This is a genomic window from Halostagnicola sp. A-GB9-2 (assembly GCF_030068615.1).
In the GTDB taxonomy this organism is placed as follows: Archaea; Halobacteriota; Halobacteria; order Halobacteriales; family Natrialbaceae; genus Halostagnicola.
The window spans coordinates 209,472-232,407 of the sequence record NZ_JASJOC010000001.1 but is presented as its reverse complement, the minus strand read 5'-3'; the positions used below and the strand labels follow the sequence as shown (position 1 = coordinate 232,407).

Annotated in this window: 19 protein-coding genes; 8 read left to right on the top strand and 11 right to left on the bottom strand. The window is 60.9% G+C overall.

The window, feature by feature from the left end:
* Positions 1 to 58 precede the first annotated feature (58 nt).
* Entirely contained in the window at positions 59 to 1,582 is a 1,524-nt protein-coding gene (locus QNM96_RS01200) for a HEAT repeat domain-containing protein (RefSeq protein ID WP_283834178.1), read from the top strand.
* A 181-nt stretch (positions 1,583 to 1,763) separates the two neighbouring features.
* Entirely contained in the window at positions 1,764 to 3,782 is a 2,019-nt protein-coding gene (locus QNM96_RS01195) for a phospholipase D-like domain-containing protein (protein ID WP_283834177.1), read from the top strand.
* 217 nt (positions 3,783 to 3,999) lie between these two features.
* Here the strand turns inward: QNM96_RS01195 and QNM96_RS01190 are convergent, their stop codons facing one another.
* From QNM96_RS01190 to QNM96_RS01165, 6 genes are all read right to left on the bottom strand, one after another.
* The gene (locus QNM96_RS01190) at positions 4,000 to 4,428 is read right to left on the bottom strand and encodes a metal-dependent transcriptional regulator (protein WP_283834176.1); all 429 of its coding nucleotides are present in this window, start codon (positions 4,426 to 4,428) and stop codon (positions 4,000 to 4,002) included.
* A gap of 76 nt (positions 4,429 to 4,504) precedes the next feature.
* Positions 4,505 to 4,999 (bottom strand): ferritin-like domain-containing protein, encoded by a 495-nt coding sequence (locus tag QNM96_RS01185; RefSeq protein WP_283834175.1) that lies wholly within the window; start codon positions 4,997 to 4,999, stop codon positions 4,505 to 4,507.
* 198 nt (positions 5,000 to 5,197) lie between these two features.
* The gene (gene sufD, locus QNM96_RS01180) at positions 5,198 to 6,409 is read right to left on the bottom strand and encodes a Fe-S cluster assembly protein SufD (protein ID WP_283834174.1); all 1,212 of its coding nucleotides are present in this window, start codon (positions 6,407 to 6,409) and stop codon (positions 5,198 to 5,200) included.
* A 13-nt stretch (positions 6,410 to 6,422) separates the two neighbouring features.
* Positions 6,423 to 7,853 (bottom strand): Fe-S cluster assembly protein SufB, encoded by a 1,431-nt coding sequence (gene sufB, locus QNM96_RS01175; protein ID WP_283834173.1) that lies wholly within the window; start codon positions 7,851 to 7,853, stop codon positions 6,423 to 6,425.
* Positions 7,854 to 7,914: 61 nt separating this feature from the next.
* Positions 7,915 to 8,826, bottom strand: coding sequence for an ABC transporter ATP-binding protein (locus tag QNM96_RS01170; RefSeq protein ID WP_283834172.1), 912 nt, complete (start codon positions 8,824 to 8,826; stop codon positions 7,915 to 7,917).
* A gap of 174 nt (positions 8,827 to 9,000) precedes the next feature.
* Complete coding sequence (locus tag QNM96_RS01165; RefSeq protein ID WP_283834171.1) at positions 9,001 to 11,721, bottom strand: DNA-directed DNA polymerase; 2,721 nt, start codon at positions 11,719 to 11,721, stop codon at positions 9,001 to 9,003.
* Positions 11,722 to 11,880: 159 nt separating this feature from the next.
* Between QNM96_RS01165 and QNM96_RS01160 the strand changes: the two genes are divergently transcribed.
* The 3 genes from QNM96_RS01160 to QNM96_RS01150 all read left to right on the top strand — a co-directional run bounded on the left by QNM96_RS01160 (position 11,881) and on the right by QNM96_RS01150 (position 13,002).
* A complete protein-coding gene (locus QNM96_RS01160; RefSeq protein ID WP_283834170.1) occupies positions 11,881 to 12,063 on the top strand; it encodes a hypothetical protein in 183 nt (60 codons plus the stop codon).
* 69 nt (positions 12,064 to 12,132) lie between these two features.
* Positions 12,133 to 12,564, top strand: a complete 432-nt coding sequence (locus tag QNM96_RS01155; RefSeq protein WP_283834169.1) for a hypothetical protein — start codon at positions 12,133 to 12,135, stop codon at positions 12,562 to 12,564.
* Positions 12,565 to 12,579: 15 nt separating this feature from the next.
* Positions 12,580 to 13,002: a hypothetical protein gene (locus QNM96_RS01150; protein WP_283834168.1), complete on the top strand. Its 423-nt coding sequence runs from the start codon at positions 12,580 to 12,582 to the stop codon at positions 13,000 to 13,002.
* Positions 13,003 to 13,069: 67 nt separating this feature from the next.
* Here the strand turns inward: QNM96_RS01150 and rad50 are convergent, their stop codons facing one another.
* The 3 genes from rad50 to QNM96_RS01135 all read right to left on the bottom strand — a co-directional run bounded on the left by rad50 (position 13,070) and on the right by QNM96_RS01135 (position 17,782).
* Positions 13,070 to 15,820: a DNA double-strand break repair ATPase Rad50 gene (rad50, locus tag QNM96_RS01145; RefSeq protein WP_283834167.1), complete on the bottom strand. Its 2,751-nt coding sequence runs from the start codon at positions 15,818 to 15,820 to the stop codon at positions 13,070 to 13,072.
* Positions 15,817 to 17,397, bottom strand: a complete 1,581-nt coding sequence (gene mre11 / locus QNM96_RS01140) for a DNA double-strand break repair protein Mre11 (RefSeq protein ID WP_283834166.1) — start codon at positions 17,395 to 17,397, stop codon at positions 15,817 to 15,819. The genes rad50 and mre11 overlap by 4 nt, the downstream gene beginning before the upstream one ends.
* A gap of 115 nt (positions 17,398 to 17,512) precedes the next feature.
* Positions 17,513 to 17,782 carry a helix-turn-helix domain-containing protein gene (locus QNM96_RS01135; RefSeq protein WP_283834165.1) on the bottom strand — a complete coding sequence of 90 codons (270 nt, stop codon included), beginning with the start codon at positions 17,780 to 17,782 and terminating at the stop codon, positions 17,513 to 17,515.
* Between the two features lie 125 nt (positions 17,783 to 17,907).
* Between QNM96_RS01135 and QNM96_RS01130 the strand changes: the two genes are divergently transcribed.
* Positions 17,908 to 19,125 (top strand): proteasome-activating nucleotidase, encoded by a 1,218-nt coding sequence (locus QNM96_RS01130; protein WP_283834164.1) that lies wholly within the window; start codon positions 17,908 to 17,910, stop codon positions 19,123 to 19,125.
* A 311-nt stretch (positions 19,126 to 19,436) separates the two neighbouring features.
* Here QNM96_RS01130 and QNM96_RS01125 read toward each other — a convergent pair whose 3' ends face one another.
* On the bottom strand, positions 19,437 to 19,574 hold the full coding sequence (locus QNM96_RS01125) for a hypothetical protein (RefSeq protein WP_283834163.1): 138 nt from the start codon (positions 19,572 to 19,574) through the stop codon (positions 19,437 to 19,439).
* A 200-nt stretch (positions 19,575 to 19,774) separates the two neighbouring features.
* Here QNM96_RS01125 and QNM96_RS01120 point away from each other — a divergent pair, with 200 nt between their 5' ends.
* Positions 19,775 to 20,329, top strand: a complete 555-nt coding sequence (locus QNM96_RS01120) for a GMP synthase subunit A (protein ID WP_283834972.1) — start codon at positions 19,775 to 19,777, stop codon at positions 20,327 to 20,329.
* A gap of 79 nt (positions 20,330 to 20,408) precedes the next feature.
* On the opposite strand, the gene QNM96_RS01115 is transcribed toward QNM96_RS01120, so the two are convergent.
* Positions 20,409 to 21,635 (bottom strand): Xaa-Pro peptidase family protein, encoded by a 1,227-nt coding sequence (locus QNM96_RS01115; protein ID WP_283834971.1) that lies wholly within the window; start codon positions 21,633 to 21,635, stop codon positions 20,409 to 20,411.
* Between the two features lie 148 nt (positions 21,636 to 21,783).
* Between QNM96_RS01115 and QNM96_RS01110 the strand changes: the two genes are divergently transcribed.
* Positions 21,784 to 22,929: a DUF2092 domain-containing protein gene (locus QNM96_RS01110; protein ID WP_283834162.1), complete on the top strand. Its 1,146-nt coding sequence runs from the start codon at positions 21,784 to 21,786 to the stop codon at positions 22,927 to 22,929.
* Positions 22,930 to 22,936: the final 7 nt, after the last annotated feature.

Sequence of the window (22,936 nt, the reverse complement as noted above, 5' to 3'; positions counted from 1 at the left end):
GCTCGAGCGAGGGCGTTCGTAGACTCTGCATGGAAACGCTTAGGAGCGTCCTGACACGATGATATCGTATGCACAGAGTCAGGACGAAGACGGCCCGCCGGGTGGTGGGATGAGCGACGAGGACGCTCCCGACTCCGAGCCGACGCAGGCGGACCTCGAGACGAGGATCGATTCGGTCCGCGAACGGTTCGAGTCGATTGAGGGCGATCTCGAGCCCGTCCGCGACGATCTGGAGCCGATCAGCAAGGAGATCGACCCCGTTCGCGAGACGTTCGAAGCCGCCGAGACCGAGGACGACCTCGACGATGTCGAAGCGGAACTCGAGCCCGTCCGTGAGGAGATCGACCCCGTTCGCGAGGCGTTCGACTCCCTGCGCGAGGAGTTCGACGACATCGAGCTTCCCGAACCCGAAACGGACGAGGACGAAGAGTCCGATGAGGGAGACGAGGAGGCCGACGACGAACCCACCGGACCGATCGCGGCACTCGAAACCGAACACGAGGCGCTTGAGGAGGAACTCGACGAGGTCGAAGACGAGATCGACGCGCTCGAGGACGATGTCGACGACGTCCAGTCCGACGTCGACGACCAGCGGGGACCCTACGCCGAAGACATCGTCAGCGAGGTCGATGATGCCAAAGGCGATATCGAAGGAACTCGTTGGACCGAAGAAGGCGAAGTGGAACTCCGCGAGGCGGTCGAGGCCGCTCTCGAGAATAGCAACGCCGTTCTCGGGACCTCTATTTCTCCCGCAGACGACGAACCCCTTCTCGAGGCGCTTATCACCGCCCTTGAGACCGTCGAGGCCGAAATCGAATCCGCCGAACTCGATCCAGACGAAGACGACGAGGAGATCGCATCACTCCTCGAGACGACCGACGACCTCCAGTCGGACGTCGACGACGCGACGGCGTGGGACGACCTACAGGTTCGCGAACAGCTCCGCCGAGAAGGGTACTACGACGTGCTCGATCACGTCAAAGACTTCCCGCCGGAGTGGCACGCGCTGAAAGTTCACGAGAAACGCGGCAACGTCGACATGGTGTTGCTCGCCCTCGAGTCGCTGGGGTCGGACTTCATGGAGGAACACTGTCTCGAGTCCCTCGAGCGGATGGGCCCCGAGGAAGCGATCGAACCCATGCTCCAACGGGCGAACCGACGGGACACCACCGCGATGTCGATCCTCGGAAAGATCGGCAAAGCCGACGAGGACGTCGTCGAGGCCTTGCTCGACTACGTCGATTCGAACCCCCAATTACAGCGCCCCGCGATGCGTGCACTGGGTGAAGTCGGCAGCGAGGAGGCCGTTCAACCGATCGCGAACCAACTAGCCGAGGAGGAGGCCGTCGTTCGAAGCTCCGCCGCTCGCGCGCTCGGTCTCATCGGCGACACTCGAGCGATCGACCCGCTCGCAGAACGGCTCGAGGAGGACGAGGAAGATACCGTTCGCGCGAGCGCCGCCTGGGCGCTCAACCAGATCGGCACCGAACGTGCTCTCGAGGCCGTTGCCGGTGCATCCGACGATCGGGCATACCTCGTGCAGGCCGAAGCCGAGAAGGTCGACCTCGAGCCGGCGGCTTGACGCCCTTCACACGACTGAAGTCGAAGACTTTCTCCTGAACTTCGTGTAACCGTCTCGCCCCTCATTTCGTCGCCCTCGATCGCTTTACTCGCTGTCCGTTCCGACGACGCCCTACCGGCTGTCGACAACCGTTCACGTTCCGTCTGAGGGTTTAAATATCGATACGCGGCCAGAACGAGTGATGCGTATCCGGGCGCTACTCGTCGCCGTCCTCGTTTGCTGTCTCTTCGCGAGCGTAATAGCTACCGCTCTCATTGATATTCCCTCGATGATCGGTGATCGACAGCCCGGAGTCGACGCCGACAGCAAGTCCCTCGAGGATGGCTCAGAGCGGATGCAGACAGCAACGCCGACCGACACAAGCGTACAGACAGCAACGCCGTCAGACGGGATACCAGGGTTCGAAAACACCACGTCCGCGCTCGCGTGTCCGAAACACGCTCGAGCCGACGGCGAACCCCGCATCCTTGATAAACCACGAATCGTCGAACTGTACCCCAACCCCACGACGTACGAAAACGTGGGTGAGTTTTTCGTCCTCGAGACGCCGCCGGAGACGTCGCTCGAGAACTGGACCGTCACGGACGGACACACGACTGCAACGTTCCCGAACGAAACGGTCTCCGACCGTGTCGCGGTTACGACCGACGCGAACGAAACGGCGACACTCACCGACGACAGCCCGCTCGAGCTCGACGGACACCTCCGCCTCGCGACCGACGGGGATAGCCTCGAGCTTCGGAACGGGTCGGAACGAATCGATACGGTCTCATACGACGATGCACCCCTCGCCGAGCGCTGGTATCGAAGCGATCTCGAGGAGGGAAACACGGACAACCCAACGGCGGGAGAGAGCCAGGGAAAATGGTGGCCGCGAGACGCGACCTGTCTCGAGCGGACAACCACCGACGCCGACGAAGCGACGGCGTTCGTCCTTCCCGATAGCCCCGATATCCCGCTTGAAACGATTCGCGACGCCGAGAATCGACTCGTGGTCGCGGGCTATACCTTCACGTCCGAGACCATCGCAGCGGAACTGGTAAAGGCCAGCGAACGCGGTGTCGACGTCGACGTCCTCCTCGAGTCGGGTCCAGTCGGCGGAACGCCAGAACCGACCGAATCGATCCTCGAGTCGCTCGAAGACGGTGACGTCAACGTTCGCGCGACCGGTGGCGAGGGAGCGCGGTATCAGTTCCACCACCCGAAATACGCTATCGCCGACGACACGGTGCTGGTCACGAGCGAGAACTGGAAACCCTCGGGTCTGGGCGGCGACTCGAGCCGAGGGTGGGGGATCACCGTCGAGGATCGGGAACTCGCAACGGCCCTCGAGACGGTTTTCATCGCCGACTTCGAGGGATGGGACACGAAATCGGGCGCGAGCCATCGAGAAAACACGACCTTCGTCGACGACGAAACTGACGAACGGGGCCAGACCGAATTCACGTCGGAACATCGAGCAGAAGCGGTCGACGTCGACGGCGTCGAACTCCTCCTCGCTCCCGACAACGCACAAGAGCGCGTCCGGGAACTTCTCGCCGAAGCCGAAGACGAAATACTCGTCAAGCAGGCCAGTATCGGCGGCTCTGGCGTTTCTCTCGTCGAGGAAACCGTCGATGCCGCCCGCCGCGGCGTCGAGGTCCGGATCCTGCTCGATTCGTCCTGGTACGTCGAAGACGACAATGCCGAATTGAAAGCCTCGCTCGAGCGAACGGCTGCGGACGAGGAGCTTCCGCTCGAGGTGTCACTCGTCGAGCCCGGAGACCGATTCGAGAAGATTCACGCCAAGGGGGTGATTATCGACGACGAGACGACTCTCGTCGGGAGTCTCAACTGGAACGATAATTCGCTCGAGAACAATCGTGAAGTCGTTCTCGCGGTTCACGGAGAAGAACCAGCGGCCTACTATCGGGCGGTCTTCGACGACGACTGGCAGGGCGAGTCGTGGTCGCTTCCGGTCGGACTCAGCCTCGGTGTCATCGTGGCGCTGATCGTCGCCGCACTCGTCGGACACCGTTACATCACGTTCGGCGATCGCGAGGTTTCGGCCGTCGGGAAATCCGACAACTCCAGTCGGCGTTCGGGTACGGAACAGCCGAGTGAGGATATTGCCCAACGGAACGACAGTGGCGAATCCGACTCGGTTTCCCCAGCTGATCGAGACGACACAGCAAAGCGGTCGGGTGATCGTCCCGAATGAACCCTCGAAGCTGGGTCGGCGCTCTCCGAAGGTATCTCACCGACATCGGGAGTCAAGAGGCGAGCGATCGTGCGTATCAATGTGGAAACTGCCATCGACAGTTCGAATTGAACAGACAGTACTGCCCAGGGTGCGGGTCGTATCGTATTGAACGGGCCCGTTACGAGGACTTGCTCGAGAAGGATTGATACCCCCGTAAAAACAAATCTAACAGCCGTCAGTTCGCCGGCCCGCCGACCTCGAGCAGGCGACAGCAGTCGGCTTCCGGGTCGAAACAGTCGGGGCACTGTTCCGGGCGGTCGATGATCGTATCGAGTCTGTCGGCGACCGTATCGTCGATAACGCTTTCGAGCGCTCGCGCTTCGTCGCGAAACTCGTCGACCTCGAGGACGTTTGCGAGGAAGCGTTCGATGATACAGTACGTCTGGAGCGCCTCGTGGGCCCGATCGAGCCCCTCGTCCGTGAGACTCGCTCCTTTGTACTTTTCGTGGTCGACGAGTTCTTTCTCCTCGAGTTTGCCGATCATCTCGTTGACGCTCGCCGGGCTCACGCCGAGGAGATCCGCGAGCGTCCCGGTCGATGCCGGACCGTCTTCCATTCGCTGGGCGAGATAGATCGCCTTGAGGTATTGATCTGCTGTATTCATCGCCAACCCTTGTTACACTGCGTTGGTCGTCGATCGGTCCGACTCGTCGGTCGTCTGTAACAACTACGTGTCCCGATCATGCTCGTCGCTCCATAATATCTGTGACCTCCTCGACGCCCTCTTTTTCCTCCTCGCGGATCTCTCGCAACGTCTCGAGGACTCGATCTCGGTCGACGGCGAACGCTGCGTCGGAAGCTTCGATCGCTTCGATGAGATCGTCGTAGAATTTGTAGGCGGTCTCCTCGTTACAGAGCTGGTCGTACAGGACGCCATCGGTATCCTCCGGCGGTCCGTACTGGGCATCGACCAGCTGATTTATCTCCTCGTAGCCGACCGTTTCCGCCTCGAGATCCTCGATCAGTGTCTCGAGCCGATCGCGGTGGTCGGCCGATTCCTCCGCGGCCTCCATAAGTAGCTCCCTGACCTCTTTGTCGACCTCCGCGCGTTCATCGGCGGGGAGCGATTCGAGGTGATGGGCGGCGCGCGACTCGACGACTTCCTCGAGGACCACGCCAATCTGGAGGAGGCGGGTCAGCTGGTGGTCGGTCGAGACACGCTGTCCCAGACTCATACACCTGTCTGGGTGGGCGTGTTACTTAACTTCCCGCTTCTTCGATGACGCTTGTCGGTGTCCCTGATCGGTCAACGTTCCGGTCCAAAACCGGGCGACACTTTCGGACCCGCGCCGAAACGACGTGTCAACGCGACTCTCTACACGACGAAAACGAACCAAAAGTGATCGGACCACAACTGACCGAAAACGAACCGCTTAGTTGCGAAGCCGGGTTCGAACCAGCGTCTCGAAGTCCTCGCGGAGTTCGTCGACGGCGACTTCCTCGAGGACGGGAACAAAGAAGCCTTCGACGAGCATGTTTCGAGCCGCTTCGGGCGTGATACCGCGGGAGGTCATATACAGGAGGTCCTCCTGGTCGACCTGTCCGACGGTTGCGCTGTGTGAGGCTTCCGTATCGTGGTTGTTGATGATGAGCTTCGGAGAGGCGTCTGCCTCGCTCTCATCGGAGAGCATCAGCGTGTTTTCGCGCTGGTAGGAACTCGTGTCCCAGGCGTCTTGCCCGACGTCCTGGACACCCTCGTAGACCGATCGAGCGACGTTGTCGGTGACGCCGCGGGTAACGAGGTCCGCCGTCGTGTGTTCGGCGCGGTGCCAGACTTTAACGTCGAGATCGAAGTGCTGGTCGTTGTGACCGTAGAACGCACCGACGATCTGGCTCTCGGAGCTGTCTCCGTTGAGCTCTGTCGAAGTTTCGGTCTTGGTGAGCTTCGAGCCGACGTTGCCTTCGATCCAGTTGACCGTGGAGTAGGTGTCGGCGTCCGCTCGCTTGACGGTGAAGTTGTACGTCTCCTCGGAGAGATCCTGTAGCGAGCCGTACTGGACGTAGCTGTTCTCGCCGGCGGCGACTTCGACGATGCCGCTGTAATACTGCTCATCTTCCAACTCAGTGCCAGTCGACTGGCGTTCCTGAATCGTCACGGACGACGACTCCTCGGTAACGACGAGCGTGTAGTTAAATAGCGACCGGGAGTTCATCTCGGTCCGGATCGTCACGTCCTCGGCGTCGACCCCTTCGGGGACGTAGATGACCGTTCCCGTGGAGAAAAGCGCCGTTGAAAGCGCCGTGAGGTAGTTCTCCTGTGGGTCGACGATGGAACCGAAGTGATCCTCGATGAGGGCTTCGTGTTCGTCGAGAGCCTCGGCCCACGAAAGGACCTCAGCGTTGTCCGGTCCGACTTGCTCTTTCTCTTCGGCGGCGTTCAGCGGATCAACGAGCGACTCGAAGTCGAGCTCGTAGAGGTTGGTCCAGTTCTGTCCCGGCGTTCGGATGACGTCGGGCATGTCCAGCTCCTCGAGTGCCTCGAGGGCCTCGAGACGCGTCTCGAGAAGCCAGTCGGGCTCGTCTAAGTTCCCGCTGATTTCGCGTACCTGTGCATCCGTTAGATTGGCGTGTACCTGCGTACTCATTGTGATCTCGGAGTTATCCGAGGCTTCCCTCCATCTCGAGTTCGATCAGACGGTTCAGTTCGACTGCGTATTCGATCGGGAGCTCTTCCGTGATCGGTTCGATGAAGCCGGCGACGATCATCTTCTTTGCGTCGTCGTCGTCCAGTCCGCGGGACTGGAGGTAGAAGATGTCCTCGTCGCCGATCTTGCCGACGGTCGCCTCGTGGGCAACGTCGACTTTCGCCTCCTCGATCTCCATGTACGGCATGGTGTCTGAGGTGGACTCGTTGTCGAACATCAAGGCGTCACACTCGACTGCCGTACTCGAGTTCTCGGCACCGTCGGCGATGTGGACGAGGCCGCGGTAGTTGGTTCGACCGCCGTCCTTCGAGACGGACTTGGACTCGATGGTCGAGCTGGTGTCGGGTGCGTTGTGGTAGACCTTCGCACCGGTGTCGATGTTCTGGCCTTCACCTGCGAATGCGATCGTGATGTGGGTGTCCGTCGCGCCGCGACCCTTGAGGATCGTACACGGATAGAGCATGGTCGCTTTCGATCCCATGCTGCCCGAGACCCACTCCATCGTGCCGTTCTCTTCGACGATGGCGCGTTTGGTGTTGAGGTTGAACGTGTTCTTCGACCAGTTCTGCACCGTCGAGTACTGAACGTGAGCGTCGTCTTCGACGAAGACCTCGACACAGCCCGAGTGAAGGTTGTGCGAGCCGTACTTCGGCGCGGAACAGCCCTCGATATAGTGGACTTCGGAGCCTTCCTCGGCGACGATAAGCGTGTGCTCGAACTGGCCCATCCCTTCCGAATTCATCCGGAAGTACGCCTGAACGGGCATCTCGACGGTAACGTCTTCGGGAATGTAGACGAAGGAGCCGCCGGACCAGACCGCGCCGTGGAGCGCGGCGAACTTGTTGTCGCTTGGGGGCACGCAGGTCGTCATGAAGTACTCTTTGACGAGCTCCGGGTGTTCTTCGACGGCGCGATCCATGTTCATGAAGATCACGCCTTTCTCCTCCCACTGGTCCTGCATGTTCTGGTAGACGACCTCGGACTCGTACTGCGCGCCGACACCCGAGAGTGCGTTCTTCTCGGCTTCCGGAATGCCGAGTTTGTCGAACGTGTCTTTGATCTCGTCCGGAAGCTCCGTCCAGTCGTCGACGCCTTCGCGCTTGTCAACGTCCGGGCGGATGTACGGAACGATCTCTTCGATGTCGAGCTCGGTCAGGTCGGGCTGGCCGGGCCAGTCCGTCGGCATCGGCATCGCGTGGTACTGCTGTAGCGCACGCAGACGCCGCTCGAGCATCCAATCCGGTTCGTCTTTGTCCTCACTGATCAGTCGAACGACTTCTTCGGTGAGGCCTTTGTCAGATCTGACGGCCGAGCGCTCTTCTTTTTTAAACTCGAAGCGCGCTTCAGTGTCAGTGTCTTTGAGGTGATCTTGTTCGGAACTCATGATTTGTATGTATTCGTGTTTACGGCTGTAGCGTTATTACCGTTGTTCTAGCTGCATTCGGTTACGCCGTCTCGTAGACCTCTTCTCGGACCCAGTCGTACCCCTTGTCCTCAAGCTCTGCGGCCAGCGAGGCGTCGCCGCTCTTGACGACTTCCCCGTCGAGCATGATGTGGACGGTGTCGGGTTCGACGTAGTCGAGAATTCGCTGGTAGTGGGTGATCTGGAGGATCCCAGTTCCCTGCTCGTCGCGAAGGGCGTTGATGCCGTTCGAGACGTCCTGGAGTCGATCGATGTCCAGTCCGGAGTCGATCTCGTCGAGCACTGCAACTGCCGGCTCAAGGATCGCGGCCTGCAGGACCTCGTTTTGTTTCTTCTCGCCGCCGGAGAACCCGGCGTTGAGGTAGCGCTGGGCGAACTGCTCGTCCATGTCGAGTTCCTCCATCTTCTCGGCGAGGATTTCCTGGAACTCGGCGACGCCGATTTCGCCGTCGTCGGCGGGACCTTCCATCGGCGAGGTCTCGAAGCCTTCGTCTTCGTCCTCGGCGTCGTCTTCGCCTTCGCCTTCCTCGAAGAGCTCTTCGCGCTCTTCGATCTTTGCGTTAAGCGCGGTTCGGAGGAAGTTCGTCATCGTGACGCCTTCGATCTCGGCCGGGTACTGGAACGCGAGGAAGATACCCAGTGCCGCGCGCTCGTTTGGCTCAAGGTCGAGGATGTTCCACGTCCGCTTGTCTTCGGGAATCTCGAAGTCGTCGCCGAACTCGTCCTCGTCGAGGTGGACGAGCACTTCGCCCTCCGTGACCTCGTAGGCCGGGTGACCGGCGATGACCTTGGCGGTCGTCGACTTCCCGGAGCCGTTCGGCCCCATCAGTGCGTGGATCTCGCCCGACTCGACCTCGAGGTCGACGCCGTGCAGGATCTGTTCGTCGCCCTCTGCCACTTCTGCATGCAGATTTCGGAGCTCTAAGCGTGCCATAGTACGAATACCTCTGTCGTCCAAAAGGTGGGTCGTGTGAGTGATAAGGGTTTGGTATCTAATTGGTTACGGTTCCGATTTCGGAAGATAATTTTTGGAAAGTGAAAGTGTTCCGGCGACAGCGCGCGTTTCGGCCCAAACGTTCGGCGGTCGCACAGTCACACCGCGACTCGATCACATGAAGTTGTCGAGACCTGTCTGCTCCTGTCCGGATTTGACCTCCTCCCACGAGACGTCGAGCGCCTCGAGAATGCGCTCGATCGGTCCCTTTAACGTCTTCTCGAGCATCGTATCGTAATCGATCTCGAACTCGGGGGGAATCTGGTCGTCGTACTCGAAGCAGATGACGTCCGGATCGCGCTTGAACGCGCCGTAAAGGGGATCGCGTCGGGCGTCGAACTCGTTGTTCTCCTCGAGTTTGCGGAAGAAGGATGGATCAACGCGATCGAGATACAGCCGTTTGGGCTTGCTCCCGCGGTCGAAGTTGGTTCCAAGCAGAAGATTCGCGTACTTCGCGCCGCGAACCTGTGCGGTGTCGGTGTCGTAGTTGTCGAGCCGTTTCCCGATGCCGCCCGGAATGGCGATCTCTTCGGGGTTTGCGTTGCCCGACTCGAACTCTTCGATGATTCCGTTGACGTACTCTTTGACGCCCTCGATATCGCCCTGGCGGACGATCATCTCGATGACCTGGTGCTGGACCTCTTTGGTGATCGGGGCGATGTCCGAGCGCTTGTACTCGAACCCGGTGATGTCGATGTCGTCGACGTCTTTGCCCTCCTTCCAGATGATGTGTCCCGCGTAGCGTTTCTTCGTCCCGGCCTGGAAGAACCGACGATACAGCTTCTCGAATTCGATCTGGAAGCGGTGTTCCTCCGCGTTCAGTTCCTCGCGTGCGAAGTCGTCGTACCGGTCGTTAACGTAGTCCTCGATGTCGAACGATTGCTCGAGCGCTTGTTCTCTCGAGACATCCGGTCCGAGTTCCAACATGACAGAATCCGTATCTCCGTAAGCGACGGTATGGTCGAGTTCCTTCGACGCGGTTTCGGTAAACTCGATAACTTCGCGCCCCGTTGCGGTAATTGCGGACGCGGCGTCCTTATCGTAGAGCCGGAAGCGTTCCCATCCCGATACGCCGTAGAGCGAATTCATAATAACCTTGACGGCACCCTGCTGGCGGTCGTACTGCTCGTACTCCCGGCTTCCGGGTTCGTACTCGTTTCGAAGCGACTTCTTTTCCTCTCGTTCGGCGAGCAGTTGGTTGATCATCTCCCGCATGACCCCGTCGGGCTTTTTCTGGAAGTGGGTTCCCGACGGTGCGATATGCGTCTCGCCGTCGTACTCGTCGGGATCGACTTTCGTCTCCGGCGAGGCGTTGATCGTCACCATGCACATCGGGTACAGACTCTTCAGGTCGAGCACGGTCACGTTCTCTCGAACGCCCGTAATCGGCTCGAAGACGGCCCCGCCCTCGTATTCCTCGTCGGCTTCCTGTTGGCCTTTCGAGGGAAGGGAGAACTGGCCGTGAGCCTGATGGAGGACGTACATGTCGACCGTATCGCCGGGCGTCGGCGCGTCCTCGAGCTTGCAACCGACGAACGAGCGCACCTCGTCCCAGAAGGGCACGATCGACTGCTGGCGGTCGAGTTCGACGCAGAGTTCGACGTCCCGGAGGTTGTACTCGAGCAACCGCGTCGGATCGTCCTCCCAGAGGTCGCCGATCGAGCCGGCGTACCGTTCTTTCCCAACGCCGAGTTCGGCCTCGCCGACGGCGTCGAGCCTGTACGAATCGAGCTCCGAGAAGACCATCCGCTGGTAGGCATAGAGCAGATCAAAGACGACGCGACCTTTCACGTCGGGGCCGCCCCAGTTGCTTCGCCAGACCTCGTTGACCCGCGAGAGTCGGTCCGAATTCAGATCGTAGTCGTGGTGGGGCCCTTCGAGTTCCTCGAGTCGATCCAGAAAGTACGGACAGTCGAAGTCCTCGAAGTTCCAGCCGGTGAGGATGTCCGGGTCGGTGTCGTCGATGTAGTCGACGAACGCCTCGAGCATCGCTTCTTCCTCCGAAAACGCGCGAACTTCGTGTTCGATCTCACCTTCGATCGGCTCGTACTCGTCGATTTCGCCGGGAATCTGTCCCTCGCCGTCCGGCGCTTCGAAGAGCCACATGATGTACTCGTCGCGATAGGAGTCGTGGCTCGTAAGACAGACGATGGGCTCTTCGCCGTCTTCGGGGAATCCGGCCCGGTCGTTGACTTCGATGTCGAACGTATTGACCCGCGGGTCGGCGTCGACATCTGTGGCGACCACTTCGTCGTGGGGGACGACGAGCGTCCCGTCGTCGTTTCGGCGCTCGGTCACCGTGATACCGCTTCGAATATCCTTGTCGATGAGAAAACGGTTCGGGAACAACACGTCGGCCTCAAAGTGGTCGAACTCGTCTCTGACTTTCCCGACGTCTCGAGGCGTCTGTCCGAATATTTTCGTCAACCGCTCGCCGCGAATGCTCTCGTAGGGCTCTCCGTTTTTGCCGGTTTCCTCGCTCCCAGTCAGGCGGTCGTACTCCTCTTCGGGCGGCCGGTCGAGCGAATCCGTGGGTGCGTAGAAATACGGCTTGAAGCCCAGAACGCGAATGTGCTCTAAGTCCCCTGCCGGCGTGCGCCCGAAGACGTTCATGATAACCCGCTCGTCGTCGCCGTAGCCGTCGATCGTGTAATCGACCTGCATCACGGCGAGCTCGAGTTCGCCCGTCGCGTCCGGCAGGGTCTCCTCGACGACGTCGACCACTTCCGGGCGCTCCGTCCCGCCGTTGCCCGCGACGGCCATCGCCTCCTCGTCCGGTCGCTCCCCGGACTCGGCAGAAAACGAGTCGAGTCCGGTCTGTCCCGCGTCAGTCATGGTTGCTGATTTTGGAGCCGTCGGATAAAAACCCCCGCATACGGTTCTTCGGGCGGTTCGAACCGGCGAGCGACGGCCGTGTACTCCGGTCGCGTCGCCGAACGTGATATTGCAGAGGCAATAAGACCTATAAATTGGTAACACATAGCATGGTCCAAGGTGATCGAAGTGTCCACTCGAGTTACCGACGAGACGACGGCCGACGCACCGAGTAGTGAACCCACGGGCACCGAAACGATCGAATCGTACGAAACGGACGACGGCGTCGTTTTTTATGACGCCGAAAACCCCCTCGCGTGGGTCGAGACGACGCAGACGCTCCCGCTCAAAGAGATCGTTTGACCGGGCGTACCGACGACAGGAGAACGAATGTCGACAAGCTAACCTGAAGGTGGATGGAGACGAACGCGAATGCTTTTGCCATTCGTGGCCGTTCTCACTTCTGTGGTGTTCGAGCGATCCGAAAACGAACCGGATGAATACGATCCGGAGGCGGAGTTCGAAGACCCGGAGAGCGATTCGATTACGATTCCCGACGTAACGCCCGAAGAGCCCGAGCATCCGACGGTTTCGCCGCCGGAAGTTTCGATTCCGGAAGTCTCGACCGACGAGACGGACGTTCCGAAAGCAGTGTTTCAACACTTCTGGGCGATCGTTGTCGCGGTCAACGCCGCGTTGCTCGCGTTCTCACTCGGCGTGATGTTGTTTTTCATCCAGGGAATGACGACCATCGGTGGCGTCCTTGCTGTCGGCGGCCTCGTCCTGTTCGGGCTCGCGTACCGCCGATACAGGGCTTTTCGATCCCAGGACTCCCTTGACTCAGACCCCTCCTCAGAGCGGTAACACACTACCTACACCATGAAAACCGTACGTGACGACGACGGAACCGACTACGTTCTCTTGAAAAGATCGGACGATGCGAGTCTCGTCCGGGATCCGGCAACCGGTAACGAATGTTACGTCCGCAACGACCGACTTGAGGCTACCGACCAGTCGCCGCTCGAGACGGCCGCGAGCGGCGTCGCCGATCCGGTTCGAACGCTCGTCACGAACGTCCACGACGAGAAGACGCTCGGACTGCTGTTCGAACTCGCCGACCGGGGTCCGACCCGCGTTCGGACGATCCTGGGCGATACCGCCTTCTGTGAAAGCGACCTTCACGGAACGCTCGCCGTACTCACGGCCGCCGATCTGCTCGCAGAGACGGAGGTCTCGGGCGAACGCGGGTATCGCGTCACCGAAACCGGGACGGATGCGCTCGAGGGGATTCGAACGGAGTGAAGTCGGTCGATACGTTCTCGAGAAGGACAGACTGAACGACAAACTCGAACCAGCCGACCTGTAAAGATCAGTCGGAGCCGAGCAACGCGATCTCGGGCGGCTCGCCGCGCTCGAGTTCCGACCGGTTTGACGTCGCATCTTTTTCGACGCGGACGAGTTCGTCCGCGGCACCGACGAGTTCCTCGTCGTGGCTCACGACGACGATCTGTTCGACGCCGAGGTCGCGCATCGACTCGACCAGCGAAACGAGTTGCGTGACGTGGCCCGAATCAAGAAACACCGTCGGCTCGTCGAGGATCAGCGGCGGCATCGGCGCGGTTCCCTCGACGCCTTCGGCCAAGAGTCGGTAGATCGCACACCGCAGACTGAGGTTGAACAGGGCCCGTTCGCCGCCCGAGAGCTGTTCGGGCTCGAGCGGTTCGCCGTCTTTCTGATACACCGTCAATCGGTACTGTCCGTCGAGATCGATCGAGGCGTACGAATCGTTCTGATAGACCAGCTCGAACGTCTCGTTCAAGAGCCGCTCGAGCGTTTCGACGTTGCGCTGGCGAAGCTCCGCCCGCAGCTCGCCGTAGGTCGCCTGAAGGGTTTCGGCTTCCTCGTACAGCGACTCGAGGTCGTCACAACGCGATTCGATCGACTCGAGTCGCTCGCGCAGGCGTTCGAGCTCCTCGAGTTCGTTCTCGACGCCGCCGATCGCGTTCTGTACCTCGTTTCGCTTCTCGCGAAGCGTCGAGAGCTTCTCGTCGACTTTCTCGAGGTAGTCTTCGGCGCTTCGTTTCCGTTCGCGAGCCTGCTCGACCCGTTGCTCGTCGAACTCGTCCTCGAGCGCTCGTTTCCGATCCCGCTTGTTCGAGAGCTGTTCGCGCCGCTCGTCGTTCATCGTCTGCCAGTCCTCGCGGCGCTCGCGGGCGTTTTCGATCTCGCGTTCGATCTCCTCGCGCTCGTCGTCGATCTCGACGAGTCGGTGTAGATCCTCCAGTTCGGCCCTGATATCGCCGCGCGTTCCGTTAATCTCGCCGAGTTCGCTCCGGGAGTCACCGATGGCCGCTTCGATGTCGTCCGTGGCTTCTCGCTTCTCTTCGGCTTCCGACTCGAGCTCGTCCGCCGTTTCGCGCAGTTCCTCGCATCGATCGCGACGGTCCGAGAGCGTCTCGCGCTTTTCCTCGAGCAGTTGCGCGACGTTCTGGCGGTTGTCCGAGAGCCGCTCGACATCGCGTTCGGCCTCGCGGAGCGTCTCCGCGCGGTCGATTCGCTCGTCCAATTCCTCGCGCTCCTCCTCGAGTGCCTCGCGCTTTTCCTCGAGTTCGGAGAGCGTCTCGCGCTTTTCCTCGAGTACGTTGACATGTGGGGAGTCCTCGACCGGCTGGCCGCACTCGGGACACTTTCCTTCCGCGAGCAACGTTTCACCCTCCTCGATCGAGCTTTCGACGGCTTTGATCTCCGCAGCGACGTCGCCGAGCTCCGAGACGACCGCTTTGCGCTCCTCGGCGACCGTCTCGCGGCGGTCAGCCGCGTCGCCGAAGTCGATCGAGCTCCCTTCGAACCGCTCGCGGGCCGTTTCGATCCGTTCGTCGAGCGTCGAGAGCTTCTCCTCGCGCTCGTCGATCGCGTTTTCGTCGTCGGCTATCTTCGACTCGAGCTCGGTTGCTTTCTCGCGTTTTTGTGTCGCCTCGGACTCGAACTCGTCCGCTTCGGTTTCCAGTCGCTCTTTCTCGTTCGACCGCTCGTTGATTTCGACCCGGAGCGTTTCGAGGTCGTCGCGTAGCTGTTCGTCTCGGCCCTCGAGCGCGTCGATCCGCTCTTCGACATCGGCGGTCGACTCGAGCGCTTGGGGGAGCTCGATCGATTCAGGGGTGTCGTCGTCACCGATAGCATCGCCGTCGCCATCGGATTCGTTCGCGTGGTCGATCTCCGCCGTGATCGTCTCGCGTTCGTCCGCGAGCTCGTCTCGGCGCGACTTTCGCTCGTCGATCGTTTCGCTCGCGTTCTCGCGTTTGCGCTCGGTTTCGTTGATTTTCGATCGGAGCGTCTCGATCTCCTCCTCGAGGGTCTCGATCTCCTCGCGCGTCTCCTCGTGGCGCTCGAGAACTTCCGTCGACGCCTCGAGCGTCTCGCTCGCGTTCTCCCGCTGGGATTCGAAGTTCTCGATCTCGTTCGCGATATCGGCCCGTCTGGACTCGAGTTCGTTCAGCCGTTCATGGAGTTCCTTGTCCTCCTTCTGATCGACCTGGTTTCGAAGGTCCTCCAGTACGTCCCGTTGGCCGTCAAGTACCGTCTTCACGCCCAGTCGCGCGTCGCTTGCGCGTTCGCGGTACTCCTCGAGTGCGCCCAGTTGCAGGAGGTCGTCTATCATGTCCTGACGATCGCTCGGCGAGGCGTGAATAAGCTTGTTCACCTCCCCCTGCCTGACGTACGCGCAGTTGACGAACGCCTCGGCGTCCATCCGCAACAGATTCGTCACCTTCCGGCGAACATCGGTCGCGCCCTCGATCGTCGAGTTCGGAGTCTCGAGTACGCACTTGGTCGTCGTCGCCCGATCGCCGCGAAGCTTCAGGTGACGCTCGATCCGGTAGTCGACATCGTCGTGGCGAAACGCCAGCTCGACTTCGGCTTCCTCCTCGCCCGTCGTAATCACGTCGTCGAGCGTGCGATTGTCCAGCGCTTTCGAGCCGTAGAGCGCGAAAAAGACGCCCTCGAGGAGCGTCGACTTGCCGCTCCCGTTGACGCCGTGGACGATGGTGACCCCTCGCTCGAGGCCGAGGTCGGCGTCGCCGTAGCACTTGAAGTTCCGAAGCCGTATTCGTTCGACTTTCATGCGAAATCACCGAGCGACGTGGTTTCTGCCCCTTCCGAACGGTCCGTCGCAGGCTCGCTCTCTCGGTCGTGATCGACTGATTCGTCCTCGGCTCCGACGTCGTCCGATTCGTGCTCGTCCTCGGCGCTGTCCAGCCTTCCGTCCTCCTCGGAACTCTCCGGCCTTTTGCCGTCCTCGGCGCTGTCCGGTGCTTCGTCGCTATCCAGGCTGTCCGGTTCGGCTGCTTCGGTCGATTCCACAGAAGAACTCACGTCCGCGTCGATCGGAGCCGTCTCCGGTTCGTCGTCATCCCCCACCGGTGTCACTTTTTCCGCATCGGAATCGGGCTCGTCGGTCGCTTCCCCGTCTGGGTCATCGGCCCCCTTACCGTCTCCAAGCGCGTCGGCGACCGTTGTCACCTCCGCGGGATCGCGATCCGGAGCGGGTTCGAACGCCGACTCGTCCTCCTCGAGGAGGTCCCGAACCAACCGTTCTGCGGTCTCGCGGACGTTCGAATCCGCGAGGTCGGTCTTTCGCACCGTTCGATCGAGGTTCAACGCCGCGTCGCTGAGACCCAACTCGCGGACCCGTTCGCGGACGGCTTCGTCGGGATCCGCGAAGCTGACCGAAACCTCATCGTCCTGGTCGGGAAGCTCTCGCCGATCGTTGACTCGGGAGACTAACGCGCCCCGGTCGGTCGCGAGCTCCTCGACGGTCGCGGGGGTGATCGGCCGCCCCTCGCCTTCGACGGTGACGATCACGACCGCGTCCTCGAGATCGTACTCCCGGACGCGATCCTGTACCCGGTCGATTCCCTCCTCCTCATTGAGTTCGACATCGACGAAGACGAACGCTCGAGTGTCGGCGAGACCGCGTCTGCGGATCGTCACGTCGTCTGTTCCACCGTCTTCCGATTGGGTCCCGGTCCCGGCGTCGAACGTGACGATGTTGTATCCTCGCTCCTCGCGCTCGCTCGCGCTCGCTCGCTCCGTGGATCCACAATACGTGACCCACGTCTCGAGCACCTCTGCGGTGTCGGGTTTGTGATTATCGCCGAGCAAAACGGCGTCGAAATCGACGGTCGACTCCTTGAGGAGCCGTTCCGTATCCCAGTCGGCGTGGGCGAACGGCTCGAACAGACCGTGGGTCACCAGCGCCGCGTGCTCGGCGGCGTCGGGGAGCGGTTCGAACTCGTACTCGAGGCCGTCCCGTCGCGACCGGGGGACGAAATCGAGTCCGTAGAGTGCAACCTCCTCGAGGACGTACGGGTCGGCGTCGAGTCGAGTCGCGAGGCCGAGGTCGGCGAACAGGTCGAGCCACTGGCCGTCGCGTTTCGATTCGTGGTTGCCGACGACCGCCAGAAACGGAATGTCGGCATCGTCAAGTCGCCGCAAGACCTCGACCGTTCCTTGCAGATCCGCCAGTCCCGGCCGTCGGTCGTGAAAGAGGTCACCCGCGTGGATCACCGCGTCGACGTCGTCTTCGACCGCATCGTCGACGACCTCGCGAAATGCCTCGAGAAAGTCCCGCCGTCGCTCGGGTGCGTTGTACTGCTGGTACCCGATGTGGGTATCACCCGTGTGTATCACCCGCGTCATCTACAGTGACGTTACTGTGGCTAGCCTAAATGGCTTCCGTGACCGCGGTGAAAGTGACTTCCTCTGTCGAGTTCGAGCGAAGAGAGAAAGAAAGCCGTAGGGAACTACGAGACCGTCAGGATTCGATGTCGAGCGTGTAGAGTCGCTTTCGTGCGTCGGAAAACGAGAACCGGGAGTCGATGACGTTTTCCTCGTCGAGTCGGTTCAGCGCGTATCGAACTGTCCGCGCCGGAAGCAGGGTCTCGTCTGCGATCTGCTGTTGGGTCATCGTGTCGTTGTACTCGAGTACCTTCGCGACGAGTTTCGCACTCGGCGGGAGATCTCGAACGTCCTCCCAGCTTCCGCGGGGGTCGGCTTCCTGTCGAAACGGCTCTGAAGCACTCATCGTAGTACCCGTTTCGGATACAAGGTAATAATATTTTCTGTTTCAATAAATGCCCCAGAGTAATACAGTCACCGGCAGTGTATCGACCCGAAGTCTCTTATGAACCAACACCCAAGAGTGGGTTGATGAGCGACACTGTGGACGACGTCGACCTCCCATACGATGAGGACGAGGCGTCCCAACAGGAGAAAATGCAGTCGCTCGAGGACCGTCTGGAGATCCTCGAGTCGCAAAACGAGGAGATGCGTGACAAACTCCTCGATGCGAACGCCGAGAACAACAAATACCAGCAGAAACTCGAGCGACTCACCCACGAAAACAAGAAGCTAAAGCAGTCACCGCTGTTCGTCGCGACGGTGCAGGAACTGACCGACGAAGGCGTTATTATCAAACAACACGGCAACAACCAGGAAGCCCTCACCGAAGTCACCGAAGAGATGCGTGAGGACCTCGAACCGGACTCTCGAGTTGCTGTCAACAACTCCCTCTCGGTCGTCAAGACGCTCTCAGGAGAAACCGACGTCCGGGCTCGCGTAATGGAAGTCACCCAGAGCCCCGAGGTCGATTACGAGGATATCGGCGGGCTCGAGGACCAGCTACAGGAGGTCCGCGAGACCGTTGAGATGCCGATGAAGAAACCCGGCATGTTCGACGACGTCGGGATCGACCCGCCGAGCGGCGTCCTCCTCCACGGCCCGCCAGGGACGGGAAAAACGATGCTCGCCAAAGCAGTCGCCAACCAGACCGACGCCACCTTCATCAAGATGGCCGGCTCGGAACTGGTCCACAAATTCATCGGCGAGGGTGCCAAGCTGGTTCGTGACCTCTTCGAGGTCGCCCGCGAACACGAACCCGCGGTCATCTTCATCGACGAGATCGACGCGATCGCCGCGAAACGAACGGAGTCCAAGACCTCCGGCGACGCCGAGGTCCAACGGACGATGATGCAACTGCTCTCGGAGATGGACGGCTTCGAAGAGCGCGGCGAGATCCGTATCATCGCGGCCACGAACCGCTTCGATATGCTCGACCGCGCCATCCTTCGTCCCGGCCGCTTCGACCGCCTTATCGAGGTTCCGAAACCTGACGAGGAGGGTCGGGAACTCATCTTCCAGATCCACACTCGAGGCATGAACGTCGCCGACGACGTCGAGTTCGACACGCTCGCCGCCGAAGCCGAGGAGGCCTCCGGCGCGGACGTCAAGGCGATCTGTACCGAAGCCGGGATGTTCGCGATTCGCGACGACCGAACCGAAATCGCGATGGAAGACTTCCAGAACGCCTGGGAGAAGGTACAGGCCAGCTCCGATGAGACCGAAGACGTCTCGAAGACGTTCGCCTGAAATCTCCAGACCGGTCGTTAGACCGATTCGATTGCGTGACGTTTTGCCTACCGTGTTTTCGACAGTTGGTAGTCTCTCGACCCTCGTTTGAACCACTGCTCTCGACTCCCGTCCGGTAGCACCACTCTCCTCAAGACCGCTGCAGATTCTTCCTACCGGTGGTGAGAAGCGCGCTGGCCAAATCGAGGACTTACGGAAGTGCGAGGAGAACCCCTCGCCCTTCAGAGCGGGGAGGATCTCAAGGAGAGAAGACGTCCGATCTAACGGACGATCCGTCCGAACGGATCATGGCGAGTAATCGGCGGCTTCGATCAAAGCATCGCGAAGATCTGCCATGGAATAAGAAACAGCAGGACTGTCAAGAGAACGAGAATCAACAGATACCCCACGCCGGTTCCTACCGCGGTCAGCCACGCCGGATGGTCGAACTCACTGAGATCAACGGCCATACACGAATCCTCTTGGGAGGCGTCCATAAACGTACCGAATGTCCATGATCGTTGCGGACGGCTGGCTGGGAAGCGTTCGAAACGCCCGTTTCGGGGAGGACGACCCAAAACGCTACACGGTCACCGCTCGAGCGAGTGAGGATCGACTCTCAGGCTCGGTTCCGGACCGTTTTTACCGTCTGATCCGCTACGTTCCGCCAATGACGAAGATCGTTGTGGTGGATAACCACGGCCAATTTACGCATCTCGAGGATCGAGCGCTTCGCGACCTCGGCGTTGACTCGGAACTGATCGACAACGACACGCCGCCCGAAGACGTCGACGCCGACGGCGTCGTCCTCTCCGGCGGTCCGGACATGGATCGGACGGGTCGCTCCGCAGAGTATCTCGAGTCGGAGATGCCGGTTCTGGGAATCTGTCTGGGCATGCAGTTGATCGCCGAGGAGTTCGGTGGTCGCGTCGGGAGCGGTGAGTACGGCGGGTACGCGGACGTCACCGTCGACCTCCTCTCACCCGAGGACCCGCTTACGGGTTCGCTCCACCCCGAAACCCGCGTCTGGGCGAGTCACGCCGACGAGGTCAAAGAAGTTCCGGACGGGTTCGAACGCACCGCCTCGAGCGACGTCTGTGGGATCGAGGCGATGAGTGACACCGATCGGGACCTCTACGGCGTCCAGTGGCACCCGGAGGTCGCCCATACCGAAGAGGGAGACGAAGTCTTCGAGAATTTCCTCGAGATCTGTACGGAAGCGTAACGTTCGCCTAGTTCCGCAATTTCGGTCTTCATCGACTGCTCGTTCTGGCGGTTACGCTGTCGGCTTCCTGCCTTGGATCTTAGTCACTGGGCTCGAGGCGAACCTCGTACTCGTTGAAATTCCTGTGGCCGTCTTCGGTAACGACGACCAGATCCTCGATACGGACGCCGCCGACGGCGGGATCGTAGATGCCGGGCTCGATACTGATGACGTGGCCGGGCTCGAGTTCGCCGCCGGACGGCGAAACCGTCGGCTGTTCGTGGATGTCGAGGCCGACCCCGTGACCCGTGTTGTGGATGAACCCCGTTTTCGTCGTCGGATCGCTTCGAAGGCTTTCGTAGCCGGCATTTTCGATGACGTCGCAGGCGACATCGTGAACGGCCGATCCCGTTACGCCCGCCTCGACGGCCTCGAGTGCCGCTTCGTACGCTTTCTCAGTCACGTCGTAGCGCCGTCGCTGTTCCTCGCTCGGCTCCCCGCGCAGGAACGTACGCGTCATATCGCCGAAGTAGCCCGTCTCCTTGTCCCGCGGGAAAATATCGATCACGATCAGTTCGCCGGCCTCGAGCGGCCCGCTACCGCGGTTATGAGGGTCGGCTCCGTCGGCTCCGGCGGCCACGATCGTCTCGTCGAGACCGCACCCGTGTCGAAGGAGCGTGATTTCGATCTCCTCGGTGACGCGTTCGCTCGTCAACGGGTCGCCCTCGTGGACGAGGATCCCGTCTTCGACGTCGGCGGACGCGATCATCCCTTCGGCGACGGCCATCGCCTGCTCGTTGGCTCGCTGGGTCGCCTGAATCTGTTCGATCTCCCACTCGGTCTTGCTCGCGCGAATCTCCGTTTCGACGATTCCGTCGGGTTCGACCGTCACGGAGAGTCCCTGCTCTCGGAGGCCGTCTGCGGTCCCCGTCGGAAAGCCCGCGGGAACGGCGACAGATTCGACGTCGTGGGACTCGAGAAACGCTGCGATAGCGCGAATCTTTCCTTCGTACGGGCCGTACTCCGCGACGAGTTCCCGGTAGTCGAAATCGGCGCGGCGGGCGATCGAGTCGACCTCGGCTTCGTTTCGGGCCCGACCGTACTCGAGTCCGGAGACCAGCAGGTTGACCCCCTCTCGTCCCCCGGTATCGCTCGAGTCGACGGCTCCGCCGTTTGTCGTGACCAGCGTCTGGTACGGATCCGGCGCGGTAAAATCGGAGACGTACCGCTGATCGGAGTCCGACCCATCCGCGTCGATGAGGTAGCCGTCGATACCCTCGGCCTCGAGGGCCGACCGGAGCGGCGAGAGATCGATATCCATAGCCAGAACTGTGGCGGGCGAGTACATAATTTCGAGGGTCTCGGAATTGGGCGAGTAGCCGACGAGTTCGGAAATCTGTGCGCAGACGCTGGGGGAGTCAGTCGCGCTCGACTCGAATCCTCACTCTTATCAATATACCATACAATCAGGATATATGCACCGTCGACGTCTCATCACAGCGGGAGCGACAGTCGCGCTCGCCGGTTGTTTCGAGACCGCCAGCTCGGAGGGGGATCCGGCAAGTGACGAACTCGTTCAGGAGGCGATCGACGCACGTGCGGAGATCGACGACCTCGCCGCCGTTCGGACGATGACCGCCGAAACGCCCGAAGAGTCTGTCGAACGGACGGAACGGCTCTACCAGCGTCCGCCGGATGCTCAGCGAAAGGAGGTCCTCAAGTCGACCGATTCGCGAGCACCGACGGGGACGGTTTCGGTACGAAACCAGGCAGTTACCTGGGGCTACGATCCGACGATGGACCGGGTTCTGGAACGACACCACCCCAATCGCATCGTCGCCGATCGGACGCGTCTCGTTCTGGAAACCTTGCTCGAGGACTACGAGCTCGCATACGACGGAACCGACACGGTCGGCGACAGGGAGACTCACGTCGTCGACGCCACGCCGAAATCGGATGACGAACTCGAGCGATCCATCGAACTCTTGGTCGGCGAAACGGTCTACGTCATTCCGCTCGGGATGGCAGATGATGGGGAGATCGACGAGGCGGAAGTCGTCCGAACGATCTGGATCGACGACGAACACCGATACCCGATCAAAGAACGAACGCGCGTCGAAACGGACGAAACGACCCTGCACAGCCTGACGGTAACGTACGACGAACTCGAGATCAACGAGGGTCTCGAGGATGGAACGTTCACGTACGACCCGCCGGAAGATGCCGATGTCGAGTCAGTCGGGATGGAACCCGTCGGAGTATACGAATCCCCAGCCGCTGCGGAGGCGGTGGTTCCCTACGAGCTACCTGAACCGGACGTTCCCGAGGCGTTCGATCTGGATCGGATTACCGTCCTCGACAAATCCTTCAGCACGACGGCGACGAGCTGGTACGTCGATACGAGCACGGCCGAGCGCGAACTGTTCGTCGCCGTCCGCGAATCGTCACGACACAACGAGGATGTACTCGAGCCAATCGAAATCGATGGCCACGAAGCGTATCTCCGCGACGGCAACATCGAGAGCATCTTCTGGGAATGCGAGGAGCTGAGTTTCGAGGTATCGAGCCCGCACATTGGTGAACCGCTCGAAGATATCGCGTCGTCGATCGGCTGCCCGTAGCCGTTCG

What these genes read in the sequence shown, in the direction of transcription:
- QNM96_RS01200 (WP_283834178.1), top strand. Translation starts at nt 59, where the DNA reads ATGATATCGTATGCACAGAGTCAGGACGAAGACGGCCCGCCGGGTGGT.
- QNM96_RS01195 (WP_283834177.1), top strand. Translation starts at nt 1,764, where the DNA reads ATGCGTATCCGGGCGCTACTCGTCGCCGTCCTCGTTTGCTGTCTCTTC.
- QNM96_RS01190 (WP_283834176.1), bottom strand. Translation starts at nt 4,428, where the DNA reads ATGAATACAGCAGATCAATACCTCAAGGCGATCTATCTCGCCCAGCGA.
- QNM96_RS01185 (WP_283834175.1), bottom strand. Translation starts at nt 4,999, where the DNA reads ATGAGTCTGGGACAGCGTGTCTCGACCGACCACCAGCTGACCCGCCTC.
- sufD (WP_283834174.1), bottom strand. Translation starts at nt 6,409, where the DNA reads ATGAGTACGCAGGTACACGCCAATCTAACGGATGCACAGGTACGCGAA.
- sufB (WP_283834173.1), bottom strand. Translation starts at nt 7,853, where the DNA reads ATGAGTTCCGAACAAGATCACCTCAAAGACACTGACACTGAAGCGCGC.
- QNM96_RS01170 (WP_283834172.1), bottom strand. Translation starts at nt 8,826, where the DNA reads ATGGCACGCTTAGAGCTCCGAAATCTGCATGCAGAAGTGGCAGAGGGC.
- QNM96_RS01165 (WP_283834171.1), bottom strand. Translation starts at nt 11,721, where the DNA reads ATGACTGACGCGGGACAGACCGGACTCGACTCGTTTTCTGCCGAGTCC.
- QNM96_RS01155 (WP_283834169.1), top strand. Translation starts at nt 12,133, where the DNA reads ATGCTTTTGCCATTCGTGGCCGTTCTCACTTCTGTGGTGTTCGAGCGA.
- QNM96_RS01150 (WP_283834168.1), top strand. Translation starts at nt 12,580, where the DNA reads ATGAAAACCGTACGTGACGACGACGGAACCGACTACGTTCTCTTGAAA.
- rad50 (WP_283834167.1), bottom strand. Translation starts at nt 15,820, where the DNA reads ATGAAAGTCGAACGAATACGGCTTCGGAACTTCAAGTGCTACGGCGAC.
- mre11 (WP_283834166.1), bottom strand. Translation starts at nt 17,397, where the DNA reads ATGACGCGGGTGATACACACGGGTGATACCCACATCGGGTACCAGCAG.
- QNM96_RS01135 (WP_283834165.1), bottom strand. Translation starts at nt 17,782, where the DNA reads ATGAGTGCTTCAGAGCCGTTTCGACAGGAAGCCGACCCCCGCGGAAGC.
- QNM96_RS01130 (WP_283834164.1), top strand. Translation starts at nt 17,908, where the DNA reads ATGAGCGACACTGTGGACGACGTCGACCTCCCATACGATGAGGACGAG.
- QNM96_RS01125 (WP_283834163.1), bottom strand. Translation starts at nt 19,574, where the DNA reads ATGGCCGTTGATCTCAGTGAGTTCGACCATCCGGCGTGGCTGACCGCG.
- QNM96_RS01120 (WP_283834972.1), top strand. Translation starts at nt 19,775, where the DNA reads ATGACGAAGATCGTTGTGGTGGATAACCACGGCCAATTTACGCATCTC.
- QNM96_RS01110 (WP_283834162.1), top strand. Translation starts at nt 21,784, where the DNA reads ATGCACCGTCGACGTCTCATCACAGCGGGAGCGACAGTCGCGCTCGCC.